The sequence below is a fragment of the Christiangramia aquimixticola genome, assembly GCF_048285835.1.
Lineage (GTDB): Bacteria > Bacteroidota > Bacteroidia > Flavobacteriales > Flavobacteriaceae > Christiangramia > Christiangramia aquimixticola.
The window spans coordinates 78,457-92,358 of the sequence record NZ_JBLVTL010000005.1; the positions used below are offsets into that span (position 1 = coordinate 78,457).

A 13,902-nucleotide genomic window follows, 5' to 3' on the forward strand; every position below is an offset into this window, starting at 1 on the left:
ACTCGGTGACCTGCTAAAGAGTTTCGTTGATGAAAACAAACTCGATAAAGGTCTTAACGAGGTAAAGATCAAAGACGTGTGGTACAGCCAAATGGGACCGGCCATAAAGAAATATACTACCGGGATCAAACTTAAAAATGATGTACTGTACGTACAATTAAGTTCTTCTGTACTTAGAGAAGAATTGAGTTATGGAAAGGAAAAGATCGTAAGGATCATGAACGAAGAAATGGGGCAGGAAATCATCTCAAAACTTGTACTTAGATAATGGCTCTGCACAAGAGGCTTTGCTGAAATTTAAGAATTAGACATAAAAAAACCGGACTGATTAAAGTCCGGTTTTTTTTATTGAGTTTGTTCGCTTAGAACATTTCTCTTCCTGCAAAATGGAAAGCACCTTCGATTTGTGCATTTTCATCGCTATCACTTCCGTGAACTGCGTTTTCTCCAATACTTTTTGCATATTTCTTTCTGATAGTTCCTTCAGCTGCATCCTCTGGGTTTGTAGCCCCAATAAGGGTTCTGAAATCTTCTACCGCATTGTCTTTCTCAAGAATAGCTGCAACGATAGGACCACGAGTCATGAATTCTACCAACTCTCCAAAGAATGGACGCTCTTTATGGATCGCATAAAAAGTTTCAGCATCTCTCTGAGTCATTTGCGTAAGCTTTAAAGCTACAATTCTAAATCCTGAAGCTGTGATCTGTTCAAGTATTCCACCAATATGCCCGTTCTCTACTGCATCTGGCTTAATCATGGTGAATGTTCTATTTCCTGCCATTATAAGGTTTTTAAATTTGGTGCAAAAATAATTAATTCCTACCCATATACAAGAGCTTTAAGCTTTTATATGCATCTAGTTAAATTCCAGCTTATGTTGCTGTTGTAATTTGTTCTGCTCCCCTCTCATTTCCATTTCGACAGTTTGCTTTTTGAAATTAAATTTTAGGACCCCGAAACTTTTCTCACTTACCACCTCTCCTACTCGGTTACTATTGGGCTCACCATCAAAATCCTCATAAGCATGAGTAAGTCCGCTGGAAGTAAATTCGGTTAAAGGATACTTTAAACCCTGGATTTTAACGGCGGAAAATTCTGAAATATGACGATCACCACTTAACAGAATTATATTTTTCGCTTCCGAAGAAAGGATCAGATCTGTTAACTTATCGATTTCTGAAGGGAAATTCCCCCAGGTTTCAAATCCATGCTCCACAGAAAGAATTTGAATACTTGACAGGATCACGTTAAAATCGGCTTCACTATTTCGTAACTCATCTTCCAGCCATTCCCATTGTTGTTCTCCTAAAATCGTCCCTTTTGATGGGTCATAGCGTTTATCAGGGTTCGCGCTTAATACAAGCGGGTCACGAAAATATCTGGTATCAAGCAAAATGATCTTTATTGAACCTTTTTCGGTTTCGAATACTTCAGAATGATAAACTCCTTTTCTATTCCTTCTGGGACTATTCACGGGAACATCAAAAAAGTCCAGAAACAGCTGCTGACTGATCTCTTTAAAATGCCATTCTTTCCCACCATCATTCAGTCCATAATCATGGTCATCCCAGGTTCCCAGAACAGGAACGGCATTCAGCAGCTTTTGATAACCGGGTTTATTCTTTTGTTCTTCATAGGCCGCCTGCATTACAATTGGCTTATCTGTATCGGCATAAATATTATCGCCACCCCAAACAAAAACATCGGGTTCGTTCTTAAGAACTGCCTTCCATAAAGGTTGCTGCTTATTTTCCTGACTACAGCTACCAAAGGCAAGCGTAAAATCAGGATTGGGAGTTTTTTTAATAGAGGTTCCTCCACAAGAGGATAATAAAAAGGCTATTATTAGTAATAGTTTCACAGGTCGCATACGCACATCTTTGTCAGGTAAATTTACAGCTTCTACTATTTCCTAAGTTGTAATATATTGTATATTTAACCTCGATTATGATAGACACCAGAATACTTGAAATAACAGCCGAACTGGCTAAAGCAGAGAACATTGTTATAGTACCTCATAAAGGACCAGATGGAGATGCCATGGGTTCCACCCTTGGACTAATGCATTTTTTAAAAAATAAAGGGCATAACGCCACGGTGATTGCGCCTAACGATTATCCCAATTTTTTAAAATGGCTTCCCGGAAGCGAGGAAGTGCTGGTATATGAAAATGAAAAAGCTAAAGCCGATCAATTAATTGCAGAAGCTCAGATAGTTTTCACCCTTGACTTTAACCATCTTTCCAGATGCGGTTCCATGCAGGAATCATTGATCGCTTCAGATGCGGTTTTTGTAATGATAGATCACCATCAGGAACCTTCAGATTATGCTCACTATACTTATAGTGATTCCAAAATGAGTTCCACCTGTGAAATGGTATACAGGTTCATTGATAAATTAAGAGCGAGTAAAATGATCACTCCGGAGATCGCAACCTGTCTTTATACAGGAATAATGACCGATACCGGCTCTTTCAGATTTAGCTCCACTTCAAGTGAAACGCATAGGGTAATTGCAGATCTTATGGATAAAGGAGCCGAAAATGCTCTGATCCATAACAACATCTACGATACCAATTCAGAAAATAAACTACAGCTGCTTGGAACGGCTCTTCAAAATCTTAGAGTAAACAAGGAACTAAGAACGGCCTACATTACTTTATCTCAGGAAGAACTTGACCGGCATAAGTTTCAGAAAGGAGATACTGAAGGATTTGTGAACTACGGCCTGTCTCTTGACGGAATAATTTTTGCAGTAATTTTCATCGAAAAAGAGAACGAAGATCTTATTAAAATATCCTTCAGATCTAAAGGAGATTTTGACGTAAATAAATTCGCCCGTGCTCATTTTGAAGGCGGTGGCCACATTAATGCGGCGGGAGGAAAAAGCAATATTTCTTTAAACGATACCGTTGTTAGATTTAATAAGATTCTTCCTGAATATAAAGAGCAACTTTCAAGATGAAAAATTTCCAGTTTGCCATACTAATATTTCTTTTTGCTATAGGATGTAAATCTCCTGAAGCCAGATATCCGGTTTCACAGAATAGCGGATCTTATATAGATGAGTCGGTTGAAAAAAACCGCGAAATGATCGCGCAGGAAGAAGAATATATCCAGATGGTAATGGATAAAAACAGCGAGACAGATTATATCTCTTCTGCCGATGGATTCTGGTATTACTATAACGAAAAATCAACAGATACTACCAATACAGAGACCCCTGAATTTGGAGATATTGTAACTTTCGATTACACTATTTCCAGCATAGAAGGAGAACCCATTTATCTGGAAGGCGAGAAACCTACCCGTGAGTATGCCATTGACCGGGAAAAATTATTTACAGGACTGAGACAAGGCTTAAAGCTGATGAAAGAAGGTGAAACTGTCACTTTTCTTTTTCCTTCTCACAAAGCCTTTGGGTATTACGGAGACCAAAAGAAAATAGGAAGCAACGTTCCTATAAGCGCAAAAGTCACGTTGCACGAAATCAAAGAAGAAACTAATAACGAAACCAAAGACCAATAATGAGAACAAAAAGTATCCTATTACTATTAACCGTAGCAATAAGCCTATTTTCCTGTAAGGAAGAATATCCGGAACTTGAAGATGGTATGTATGCCGAATTCAATACTTCCATGGGGCCGGTTATAGCCGAACTTTATTTTGAAGAAACCCCTATGACCGTGGCTAACTTCGTTTCCCTTGCTGAAGGAAACAGTAAGATGGCAGATAGCACATTTAAAGACAAAAAATATTATGACGGATTGATTTTTCACCGTGTGATTGATGGTTTCATGATTCAGGGTGGTGATCCTACAGGAACAGGTAGCGGTGGCCCGGGATATAAATTCCCAGATGAATTCGCAGACACTCTAAGTCACAATTCAAAAGGTATTCTTTCTATGGCCAATGCCGGCCCGGGAACAAATGGAAGTCAGTTTTTTATCACTCTGGCACCGGTAGAACAACTTGATGGCAGACATACTGTTTTTGGAAAAGTAGTAAAGGGACAGGATGTGGTTGACGCCATTGGAAAAGTTGCCACAGGACCACAGGACAGACCTGAGAAAGATGTGGTAATGAACGAGGTGAATATCATTAGAAAAGGAAAAGCAGCTAAAAACTTCGAAGCTCCTAAAGTAATGGAAGAAAAACTTGCTGCTATCGAAGCTGAAAAAGCTGCAGAAGAAAAGAAACTACAGGCTCAAAAAGACAAGGTTGTTCAGGAATTCGAGCAACTAAAGCCTAAAGCTGATTCTCTTGAAAGCGGACTTAAGATCTATTTCAAGAATAAAGGAGAAGGTGAAAAGCCAAAGAACGGGCAAAAAGTAGATGTAGATTACGAAGGATATTTTGCCGATGGTACTCTTTTTGACACCAGTAAAGAAGATGTAGCAAGAGAAATGGGTGCCTATAACCAGCAACGTGCGAACAGCATTGGTTATGGTCCAATGTCGACTTTATATGGCCCTGATGCTCCAATGATCCCAGGATTTAAAGAAGCACTTCAGGAAATGAAAGTTGGAGATGAAGCGGTTGTATTTATCCCAAGTCATTTAGGATATGGAGAAAGAGGTTATGGTAGAGTAATCCCTCCAAATACAGATCTGATCTTCAGAATCAAAATCGTAGGAATGTCAAACGCTAAATAAGCGTTTTAGATATATTGTAAAAAAAATCCCCTTGCTCGCGCATGGGGATTTTTTTTGTTCCTAATTCTCAGGAATGTTCTTTAAAACTTCCAGCAGAAATTTCCAGTATTTCTGCGCAGAGGATATACTGGCCCGCTCATCTGGAGAGTGTGCTCCCCTGATTGTTGGTCCAAAAGAGATCATATCCATTTTAGGATAATGACTTCCAATAATTCCGCATTCCAACCCGGCGTGACAGGCGGCGATATTGGCTTTCTCCCCATTGATTCGCTCATAGATCTCATCAAGAGTTTTTAGTATAGCCGATTCGCTGTTAGGAGCCCAACCAGGATATTCCCCGGAAAGTTCTACACTAAACCCTGCCAGCTCAAAAACAGATTTTAATCCGTTAGCAAGATCATCTTTAGTTGACTCTACCGAACTTCTGGTAAGGCACTTAATAGTGATTTCACCATTTTCCACACTTACCTTAGCAACATTATTGGAAGCCTCCACAAGATCTTCGATCTCCGGGCTCATTCGATAAACGCCATTATACGCAGCAGCCAAAGCCAGGATCAACTGATTTTGAGATTTAAGATCCATTACAGTTTCTGCTGCTGAAGATGAAGTTAACTCGATCTTCATGTTAGGCTCCAGAGAAGCATATTCGGTTTTAAGAGCAGCAATTCTTTTATCAAGCTCAGCTTTAAAGCTTTCCACTTCAGTTTCAGGGATTGCGATAATAGCTTCACTCTCACGAGGAATAGCATTTCTAAGCCCACCGCCGTTTATACTTGAAACCCTCAGCTTAAATTCTTCTGAATTCACAAGAAGACGGTTCATCAGTTTATTGGCGTTACCCAGACCTTTGATAATATCCATTCCGGAGTGACCTCCCATTAAACCTTTGACTTTTAGTGAAAAACCATGGTAGGATTCAGGTGTTTTTTCTTCGTCGTACGAACGGGTTGCTGTAATATCAACTCCACCGGCACAACCTATTCCTATTTCGTCATCTTCTTCGGTATCAAGATTCAAAAGGATATCACCCTCAAGAAGATCCGGACTTAGACCTTTAGCACCGGTCATACCTGTTTCTTCATCTATGGTAAACAAGGCTTCAATAGCAGGATGCTCAATATCATTACTTTCAAGGATAGCCATCATAGTAGCCACTCCCAGTCCATTGTCTGCTCCCAGAGTTGTTCCTTTGGCGCGTACCCAGTCCCCATCAACATACATGTCTATCCCGTCATTATCAAAATCGAAACTGGTATCATTGTTTTTTTGGTGAACCATATCCAAATGGGCCTGCAAAACAACTTTTTTCCTGTTTTCCATTCCGCTGGTAGCAGGTTTATAGATCACAACGTTACCTACAGAATCAACTTCTGTTCTCAGGTTTAAGTTATTCCCGAAGTTTTTAATGAATTCTATTACCCGTTCTTCTTTTTTCGAAGGGCGGGGAACTGCATTCAAATCGGCGAACCTATTCCATAATTCTTTAGGTTCCAGTGCTCTTATTTCTTCATTCATAGATCTTATTTTTGGTATCTTCACAAAGGTATTCGATTTTAGGGATTTCTAAAATTTGATGCTTCCCTAATATTTGTATTTTTAAACCGTGAAGAGAAAATCTGTACTCCTGCTCGCAGCCTTGCTTCCGGTTCAAATTCTGGGATTAAAACTGCTACCACATAGGTCTTTGCTGGTAGAAGAATATTACTCTAATCTCATTTATCCTTTTATTTCAAGTATAATGAGGAGCAGTTTGGGTCTCCTCCCCTTTTCTTTGGGAGATTTACTATATGCAGCATTTGTAATTTCATTGCTTATCTGGATCTGGCGTAGATTTTCCAGCAGATTTCGCAGTCCAAAAATCTGGATCCCGGATGGTTTAGCTACCCTTTCCCTAATATATTTCTGTTTTCACCTGTTCTGGGGTTTTAATTATTACAGATTACCCTTGCACAAAACCCTGGAAATCGAAAATGAATATACTACTGAAAAACTGATTTCCCTTACCGAAAGGCTAATTGCCGGGTCTAATGAGATCCATAGATCTTTAGCCGAAAATGATTCAGTAAAAATCGAATATAATTATTCTAAAAAGGAATTATTTGACCTTACCATTGTTGGCTATGATAATATTAAAAAGGATTATCCTGAATTGACATATGAAGGAACGGCCCTAAAAAGATCATTATACAGTATCCCCTTAAGTTATATGGGCTTTAACGGCTATTTGAATCCATTGACGAATGAAGCCCAGGTAAATACTGTAACCGTTCCCTTTAAATTACCAACCACGGCCAGTCATGAAATTGGACATCAGCTTGGTTTTGCTATGGAGAATGAAGCAAATTTTATAGCCTGCCTCGTAACGATGAACCATCCAAATACCCATTTTAGATACAGTGGCTATACGTTTGCCTTGAGTTACTGTTTAAGCGAACTCTTCCGCAGAGATAAGGAAAAGGGCGAAGAATTGCTTAAAACAATAAATCCCGGAATCCTGAAAAATTACCGGGAGGTGGAAGATTTCTGGAAAGCACATCAAAATCCTCTGGAACCCCTTTTCGCTGCTACCTATAACAGTTACCTTATCGCCAATAATCAGGCAGACGGAATGAAAAGTTATAGCTATGTGGTAGCCTTACTTGTTAATTACTTCGATAAGCAGGGAAATATCCTTTAATCTAAGAGAGGATATTCCATTTTTTATTACTTTAAGGCTCTTAAATTTTTGAGCAATCTATTTTATTAAAAACCACCAACTTTCCATGAAATTTAAATTATTGATCCTGGGATTATTCCTCAGCATTTCAACCTATGCACAGGAATATTTCCCAAAAAATGATGGGGTGAAAACCCGGAACACCAATTACACCGTCTTTAAGAATGCCCGGATTCATGTAGACCCAAAAACGGTCATTGAAAACGGGATGTTCGCAATAAAAGAAGGTAAGATCACGGCAGTAGGTAAATCTCTAAACATTCCCAAAAACAGTATCGTGGTAGATCTTAAGGGGAAAGAGGTATATCCCTCTTTTATCGACCTGTACACGCATTTTGGGATAGATAAACCGAAGCGTCCTGAAGGAGGTAATGGCCCTCAATATGACGCAGGTCGTGAAGGTTACTACTGGAATGATCATATTAGACCGGAGACCGATGCTGTTTCCCAATTCACATTCGATTCGAAGGAAGCTGAAAAGTATTATAAAGCCGGTTTTGGAGTGGTAAACACCCATGTTCCGGATGGAATTATTCGCGGTAACGGAATGCTGGTAGCACTTACGCCGGAAGTTAGTCAGGGTGATCGAATTCTCGAGGAGCGCTCTGCACAATACCTTTCTTTTGATAAAAGTGCGCTTTCCAGACAATCTTATCCTACTTCCATAATGGGAACCACAGCTTTATTAAGGCAGGTATATCTTGATGCCGACTGGTACGCTAAAGGAAATGCAAAGAACAAAGATCTTGCCCTGGAAGCTTTGAACAGGAATAAGAATCTTACTCAGATATTTGTTACGGACAATCTACTAAATGAATTTAGAGCAGATAAAGTTGGAGACGAATTTGGAATCCAATACGTAATTGTTGGTAGTGGTAAGGAATATCAAAGGCTGGATAAGGTAAAAGCTTCCAACGCAACCTTTATTGTCCCAATCAAATTCCCTGAAGCTTTTGATGTGGAAGATCCTTTTTTAACCAGAAAACTAAGTCTGGAAGAAATGAGGGAATGGAATCAGGCTCCGGCTAACCTAAGCATGCTAGAGAAAGCCCATGTTCCATTTACCATAACGTCAAATTCTGTAGATCTGGAAAAAGATTTTAGATCAAATCTTAGTAAGGCAATCGAATTCGGCTTAAGTAAAGAAGCAGCACTCGCCGCACTTACTACCACTCCGGCAAAGACCATTGGTCAAACTGGAAAAATTGGAGTGATCAAAGAAGGAGCCTGGGCAAACTTCATTATTACTTCCGGAGATTATTTTGATAAAGAAACTACAATCTTTGAGAACTGGATTCAGGGTAAAAAGAAAGTGCTTAACAGTATGGATGTGACGGATATTAATGGAGATTATGAACTAACTGTTAATGGAACTACTTATGATTTAAGCATTTCGGGTGAACAAACTAAACCAAAAGCTGAAGTAAAGCTGAAAGAAACAAAGATTGGCTCTAAACTTAGTTTTGATAACAACTGGATGAATCTGTTGCTTTCCTCACCAGATACCACCAAAACAGAATATATAAGACTGGTGGCAAATGTACCGGTAAGCACGGAAACAATTAACGGTAAAGCCATCCTTTCCAATGGAAAAGAGACTTCTTTTAAAGCCAGCAAAATTGCTGCATCCGATAAAAAAGAGGAGGATAAAAAAGATTCGAAAAAGAAAGAAGACTCGGTTCACCAGGTGATCCCGGTTACATATCCAAATGTGGCTTATGGTTTCAAAACCAGACCAAAACAGGAAAATATTCTTTTTAAAAATGCCACGGTTTGGACCAGTGAAGAAGCCGGCGTTTTAACGAATACCGATGTACTCATCAAAAATGGTAAGATCGCCGAAATAGGAAAAGATCTTAAGGCAGGTGGAGCCAAAGTTGTAGATGCTACAGGCAAACACCTTACTGCCGGGATAGTTGATGAACATTCACATATCGCAGCTTCAGATATTAACGAAGCAGGACATAATTCTTCTGCCGAAGTTACTATGGAAGATGTTGTGGATCCTACAGATATCAACATCTACCGCAATCTGGCAGGAGGAGTAACAACTATTCAGCTTTTACACGGTTCAGCAAATCCAATTGGCGGAAGATCAGCGATCCTGAAGCTTAAATGGGGCGTACCGGCAGATGAGATGATCTTTCAAGGGGCTGCTCCTTTCATAAAATTTGCACTTGGTGAAAATGTAAAACAATCCAACTGGAGCGGAAACCGTTTTCCTCAAACAAGAATGGGTGTTGAACAGGTTTTCACAGATTACTTCAGTCAGGCTAAAGAATATGAGCTTCAGAAGAAAAAAGGTGGAGACACTTTTAGAAAAGACCTGGAAATGGAAACCCTTGTAGAGATATTAAACGGGAAGAGATTTGTAAGTTCTCATTCTTATATCCAGAGCGAGATCAATATGTTGATGAAAGTTGCGGAAGAATTTGGATTCAACATCAACACTTTCACCCATATCCTGGAAGGATACAAGGTTGCCGACAAAATGAAAGAACACGGAGTTGGCGCTTCCACTTTTTCTGACTGGTGGGCGTATAAATATGAAGTTAACGATGCTATCCCTTATAATGCATCCATCATGCACAATGTGGGAATTACCGTGGCTATTAATAGTGACGATTCAGAAATGAGCAGACGTTTGAACCAGGAAGCCGCAAAAAGTGTAAAATACGGCGGAATGAGTGAAGAAGATGCCTGGAAAATGGTGACTATCAATCCGGCGAAATTGCTTCATATAGACCATTTGGTTGGAAGTATAAAACCCGGTAAACAAGCCGATCTTGTGCTTTGGAACGAGCATCCACTTTCTGTTTATGCCATTCCGGAACAAACCATTATTGAAGGGGTAACCTATTTTGATAAGGCAAGAGATGAAAAGCTGAGAGAAGAAATCACGAAAGAACGTAATGAATTGATCACTCAAATGCTGAAGGAAAAAAATAACGGCTTGAAAACACAGCCCGTTAAGATCAAAGAAAAGCAAAGAGTTCACTGTGACCTTCTGGAAGAAGTAAAATAAAAATGACAAAAATGAGTAAGATAAATTTATATATAATGATGCTGTTCCTGGTAATCGCCGGCAACAGCACAGCCCAGCAAACCCCTGCCCCTGCACAATCCCAACCCATTACCATTGTTGGGGCAACTGCACATGTAGGTAATGGAAAAGTGATCAAAAATAGTTTGATCATCATTGAAAATGGGAAGATCACAGAGCTTATCGAAGCCAACCTTACCAAAAGGCAATATCCGGGGAAGGTAATCAATGCCGAAGGTAAACACGTGTACCCCGGATTCATTGCACCTAATACCACCCTTGGACTTGTGGAGATAGCTGCCGTAAAGGCTACAGATGATGAAGATGAAATGGGAGAGATTCTTCCAAATATCCGCAGTTTGATCGCTTATAATGCCGAAAGTAAAATTGTAGAATCCATGCGCCCTAACGGAGTGCTTCTTGGACAGATCGTCCCCCGTGGAGGAATGGTTTCGGGAACCTCATCTATAGTGCAATTCGATGCCTGGAACTGGGAAGATGCCGCGGTTAAAGTAGATGATGGCCTGCACATTAACTGGCCCGATTCATTTAAACGAGGCAGATGGTGGCGCGGAGAAGATCCGGGCTTAAAACCAAACAAGGAATATGAAGAAGATATCCAGAAATTATCAGATTTCTTTGCGGCTTCTAAAGCCTACCTAAACGGATCAAGAGAACTTAAAAACCTTCCATACCTTGCTATGGAAGAAGTGTTCAAAGGAAGCAAAAAGGTATATGTTCATGTAGATGGAGAAAAAGAGATCCTTGACCTAATTGAATTCAAAATCAGGCTTGAGCTAAAAAATATCGTGATCGTAGGAGGTTATGACGCTCTGGACGCGGCTAAAGAGTTGAAAGCCAATAACATTCCGGTATTGGTAAACAGACCTCACAGCACTCCGAATAATGCGTATGAAGATTACGACAAGCCTTATAAACTGGCAAAATTACTTCATGATGAAGGAGTTCTGGTTGGTTTGGAAAGCAGCGGACAAATGGAAAGAATGAATACCCGAAACCTGCCTTTCTATGCGGGAACTGTGGCAGCATTTGGAATGGACAAGGAAGACGCCCTCAAACTTATCACTTCCAATAATGCGAAGATCCTTGGGATTGACAAGAACTACGGAACCCTTGAAGAAGGAAAATCGGCCACTCTGTTCATTTCTGAAGGTGATGCCCTGGATATGAGAACCAATATTCTTTCTCATGCGTTTATTGACGGAAGGGAAATTAGCCTGGAAACTCATCAAACAGAATTATGGAAAAGATATTCCAACAAATATAAAGCTCAGGAAAGCAAATAAGCTACCCGGTTTTATTACAGAGTTGTCTAAAAGGTTTGAGTTATTCTTTTTATAAAAAAGATAACCCCACTTTTTAGACAACTTTTTTTATGCCTATTAACTCCGTACTTTTACGGCCATGTTAAAACAGATTACCAGTACCCAGAATAAGGAAGTAAAGTGGCTTATGCAGCTACAGGAAAAATCGCGTAACCGGCGAAAAGAGAACGCTTTTATTATTGAAGGCCAGCGGGAAATCAGCCTGGCAATAAAAGGTAATTTTCAACCCCTCCACCTCTATTTTGTTCCCGGACTTATAGACTTTCAGGAAGTACTGGAAATTGCGAAAACTAAAGGAGAGGAGACAGCTTCTCTAACTGAAATCACTGAAGAAGTTTATCAAAAATTAGCTTACAGAGGAAGTACTGAAGGCTTGATTGGAGTGTTTAGAACCCGCGACCATAATCTGGATGACTTACAGATAATTTCTGATAATCCTTTGATTCTTATTGCTGAAGCTCCTGAAAAACCGGGAAATATTGGAGCACTTTTACGAACTGCCGACGCGGCAGCGGTAGACGCCGTAATAATAGCCAATCCAAAAACCGATCTTTTTAATCCTAATATCATTCGTAGTAGCGTGGGTTGTGTTTTCACCAATCGTATCGCCACCGGAAGCACTCAGGAAATTATTGAATTCCTTAAAGAAAAGAACATCAATATTTACGCCGCGGCCTTACAGGCCTCTGCTCCCTATCATAAAATTGATTATAAAGAGGCTTCGGCTATCGTGGTGGGAACTGAAGCTACCGGTCTAAGCGATGACTGGCTTATAAATTCTACGCAGAATATCATTATTCCCATGCATGGAGAGATAGATTCCATGAATGTTTCTGTAACAGCCGGAATATTGATTTTTGAAGCAAAGAGACAACGCATCATTAACTCCTTATAAATTTATTTCTTTTGACAGCAGACACCCTATTTTATATCATTTTAGGCATACTTATAATTGATTTTATTGCAGATAAGATCCTTGACACTTTAAATGCCCGTCATTTTAATGATCCTATTCCGTCTGAACTTTCAGATGTTTATGAGCCGGAGGAATACAAAAAATCTCAGCGTTACAAAAAAGAGCGCTTTAGATTCGGAATGATCACTTCCACTTTTTCTGTACTGCTCACTTTGGCTTTTCTGGTTTTTGATGGCTTTGCCTATGTAGACGGGATCGCCCGAAGCATTTCAGATAATAATATTGTGATCGCGCTTATATTTTTCGGGATCATCATGCTGGGTAGCGATCTGCTTATGACCCCGTTTTCCTGGTACAGCACTTTTGTAATTGAAGAAAAGTATGGCTTCAATAAAACCACTCCAAAAATTTTCGTGCTGGATAAATTAAAAAGTATGGCTATGACCATAATTTTAGGTGGAGGAATTCTGGCTTTAATTGTTTGGTTCTATCAGTTTGCCGGGGACAGTTTCTGGTGGTATGCCTGGATCCTGATAGCCGTATTCTCTGTTTTTATGAATATGTTCTATGCTAAACTTATAGTCCCACTATTCAACAAGCAAACGCCACTGGAAGCAGGAAGTTTACGCTCTAAGATCGAACAGTATGCGGGAAGTGTTGGCTTTACTCTGGATAATATTTTTGTGATCGATGGTTCCAAAAGAAGCACAAAGGCCAACGCTTATTTTAGCGGATTTGGAAGTGAGAAACGTATAACGCTTTATGATACACTTATCAATGACCTTGAAGAAGAAGAGATCGTTGCGGTATTGGCTCATGAAGTCGGGCATTATAAAAAGAAACATATAATTGTAAACCTCCTTGTTTCTATCGCCACCACCGGTTTTACCTTATGGTTGCTTTCACTTTTCGTAGGCAATCCATTATTATCTCAGGCGCTTGGTGTGAACGAACCAAGTTTCCATATAGGCCTGGTTGCTTTTGGGATTCTTTATTGTCCAATCTCTGAAATTACAGGATTAATCATGAATTATATTTCCCGGAAGTTCGAATATCAGGCAGATAATTATGCCAAAAGCACCTACGATGGGGATTATCTTATTAGCAGTTTGAAGAAATTATCTAAAAATACCCTTAGCAATTTAACGCCTCATAAAGCCTATATTTTTGTACATTACTCTCATCCAAGTTTACTCCAGCGATACCGCAATTTGAAGTCTGGT

The 13,902-nt window shown here is 39.7% G+C and carries 12 protein-coding genes; 9 read left to right on the forward strand and 3 right to left on the reverse strand.

The window, feature by feature from the left end:
* Window positions 1-268 (forward strand): DciA family protein (locus tag ACNKXV_RS11275; RefSeq protein WP_417907836.1); only part of this gene is annotated, 268 nt, incomplete at its 5' end.
* A gap of 94 nt (window positions 269-362) precedes the next feature.
* On the opposite strand, the gene ACNKXV_RS11280 is transcribed toward ACNKXV_RS11275, so the two are convergent.
* Window positions 363-782, reverse strand: coding sequence for a nucleoside-diphosphate kinase (locus ACNKXV_RS11280; RefSeq protein WP_417907837.1), 420 nt, complete (start codon window positions 780-782; stop codon window positions 363-365).
* A 75-nt stretch (window positions 783-857) separates the two neighbouring features.
* Window positions 858-1,871 carry an alkaline phosphatase D family protein gene (locus ACNKXV_RS11285; protein WP_417907838.1) on the reverse strand — a complete coding sequence of 338 codons (1,014 nt, stop codon included), beginning with the start codon at window positions 1,869-1,871 and terminating at the stop codon, window positions 858-860.
* Between the two features lie 77 nt (window positions 1,872-1,948).
* On the opposite strand from ACNKXV_RS11285, the gene ACNKXV_RS11290 reads away from it, so the two are divergent.
* Genes ACNKXV_RS11290 through ACNKXV_RS11300 form a run of 3 tightly spaced genes read left to right on the forward strand, consistent with a single transcriptional unit; the run spans window position 1,949 to window position 4,655 of the window.
* Window positions 1,949-2,965 (forward strand): DHH family phosphoesterase, encoded by a 1,017-nt coding sequence (locus ACNKXV_RS11290; RefSeq protein ID WP_417907839.1) that lies wholly within the window; start codon window positions 1,949-1,951, stop codon window positions 2,963-2,965.
* Entirely contained in the window at window positions 2,962-3,528 is a 567-nt protein-coding gene (gene gldI, locus ACNKXV_RS11295) for a gliding motility-associated peptidyl-prolyl isomerase GldI (protein ID WP_417907840.1), read from the forward strand. Before ACNKXV_RS11290 ends, gldI begins: the two co-directional genes overlap by 4 nt.
* Window positions 3,528-4,655: a peptidylprolyl isomerase gene (locus tag ACNKXV_RS11300; RefSeq protein ID WP_417907841.1), complete on the forward strand. Its 1,128-nt coding sequence runs from the start codon at window positions 3,528-3,530 to the stop codon at window positions 4,653-4,655. Before gldI ends, ACNKXV_RS11300 begins: the two co-directional genes overlap by 1 nt.
* Before the next feature lie 60 nt (window positions 4,656-4,715).
* Here ACNKXV_RS11300 and ACNKXV_RS11305 read toward each other — a convergent pair whose 3' ends face one another.
* Window positions 4,716-6,173, reverse strand: a complete 1,458-nt coding sequence (locus ACNKXV_RS11305) for an aminoacyl-histidine dipeptidase (RefSeq protein WP_417907842.1) — start codon at window positions 6,171-6,173, stop codon at window positions 4,716-4,718.
* An 88-nt stretch (window positions 6,174-6,261) separates the two neighbouring features.
* Here ACNKXV_RS11305 and ACNKXV_RS11310 point away from each other — a divergent pair, with 88 nt between their 5' ends.
* The 5 genes from ACNKXV_RS11310 to ACNKXV_RS11330 form a co-directional block, all read left to right on the forward strand.
* Window positions 6,262-7,335 (forward strand): DUF3810 domain-containing protein, encoded by a 1,074-nt coding sequence (locus tag ACNKXV_RS11310; protein WP_417907843.1) that lies wholly within the window; start codon window positions 6,262-6,264, stop codon window positions 7,333-7,335.
* A gap of 85 nt (window positions 7,336-7,420) precedes the next feature.
* Window positions 7,421-10,399, forward strand: coding sequence for an amidohydrolase family protein (locus ACNKXV_RS11315; protein WP_417907844.1), 2,979 nt, complete (start codon window positions 7,421-7,423; stop codon window positions 10,397-10,399).
* Window positions 10,400-10,410: 11 nt separating this feature from the next.
* Window positions 10,411-11,724, forward strand: coding sequence for an amidohydrolase family protein (locus tag ACNKXV_RS11320; protein ID WP_417907845.1), 1,314 nt, complete (start codon window positions 10,411-10,413; stop codon window positions 11,722-11,724).
* 118 nt (window positions 11,725-11,842) lie between these two features.
* Window positions 11,843-12,658 carry a TrmH family RNA methyltransferase gene (locus ACNKXV_RS11325; protein WP_417907846.1) on the forward strand — a complete coding sequence of 272 codons (816 nt, stop codon included), beginning with the start codon at window positions 11,843-11,845 and terminating at the stop codon, window positions 12,656-12,658.
* 11 nt (window positions 12,659-12,669) lie between these two features.
* The coding region (locus tag ACNKXV_RS11330; RefSeq protein ID WP_417907847.1) for a M48 family metallopeptidase at window positions 12,670-13,902 on the forward strand (1,233 nt) is incomplete at its 3' end.